The following is a 285-nucleotide window of genomic DNA, read 5'->3' as shown; positions in this document are numbered from 1 at the left end:
CTTCTTCAACATCCTTGCCTTTTGCTAATTTCTTTTTCACAATCTTTGCATCAAATTCAAGGTTATTACCAGGTTCAAGCTCTAATTTCTTTAAAGTTTTTGAATGGGAGCACCAAGCCAGTCCAATGTCAATTGGGCCCTCTTGCTGGATCACAACATTTTCAAGTACAACGACTTCATCATTTTCTTCGTTAAAATGATTCCAGGTTAACGCAAATTGTTTAACAGATGCAGTAAAATGAACTTTGTCTAATGGCAACTCGATTTTTGGTGCTTTTTCTTTTT

General features: G+C 35.4%; 1 pseudogene. It reads right to left on the bottom strand.

The window, feature by feature from the left end:
* Positions 1-285 (bottom strand): annotated as a pseudogene (locus V7147_RS09890) (hypothetical protein); the annotation flags it as partial.

Source organism: Bacillus sp. JJ1521, assembly GCF_036965165.1.
GTDB lineage: Bacteria > Bacillota > Bacilli > Bacillales > Bacillaceae_L > Ferdinandcohnia.
This window is presented reverse-complemented; position numbering and strand designations above follow the sequence as displayed.